Annotated in this window: 2 protein-coding genes; both read right to left on the bottom strand. The window is 59.7% G+C overall.

From position 1 onward, the window contains the following. The coding region (locus ACUHMQ_RS20930) for a hypothetical protein (protein ID WP_445297371.1) at nucleotides 1-344 on the bottom strand (344 nt) is incomplete at its 3' end. A 13-nt stretch (nucleotides 345-357) separates the two neighbouring features. Further along, nucleotides 358-754 (bottom strand): IS66 family transposase (locus ACUHMQ_RS20925; RefSeq protein WP_445297370.1); only part of this gene is annotated, 397 nt, incomplete at its 5' end.

Here is a 754-nt window from a genome sequence, read left to right as displayed (position 1 = left end):
CCGATGGCGACTTCGTTTCGACCCAGCCCGCGTTTGGGCTGTTCGCGGATGGTTACGTCCAGGCCGTCTACGTTGATCGATACGTAGGGAATCTGCCAACGGACACGCGTAGGCTCATCCAACTCTACGACGGCTTGTTTGCGGCGCATTTCCACGAGCCGCCCGGTGCGCAGGCGATTTTCCTGACCATCGAAGAACTCTATCATCTGCCCAATGTGCAATTGGCGCTGAATCGCAACCTGCCAGTGCGGCTGTTCCAGTGCACGGTCAATGGCAACGCGAAGGCGGAACAGTTCGAACCCGGATGCCTCGTTCAAGGCTTTAAGAAGTGCACTGAAGTCCATGGAGGGGGGCGATTCAACAAGGGATGGCGGGATGATCGGCAGCGCGGGCTGCCCAACGATGTGGTAGCAGATGATCAAGGTCGGCAGGCTTGGCCGATGGGTAGCGGGTCAGCACGTCCTTGAGATAGGCGTAGGGATTGACGTCCCGTAGCCTGCACGAATGTACCAGGCTCAGTAACACGGCAGCAGCCTGACCGCCTCGCACCGAACCGGTGAATAGCCAATTACCACGGCCCACGGCAATCGGGCGCAAGGCTTGCTCGCTCAGGTTATTGTCTAGGCGTAGCCGCCCGTCCTCCTGGTGGCGTATCAGCGCTGCCCAGTTCCTCAGCGCATAAGCCATCGCTTGCGCCAAGGGCGACTTCGGCAGCAACTGAGGGTGGTGCAAGTCGAGCCAGCATTTGAAGTCG

The organism is Chitinimonas violaceus (genome assembly GCF_052601015.1).
Note: the sequence above shows the minus strand (reverse complement) of the source record. Positions and strands in the feature narration are given on the sequence as shown.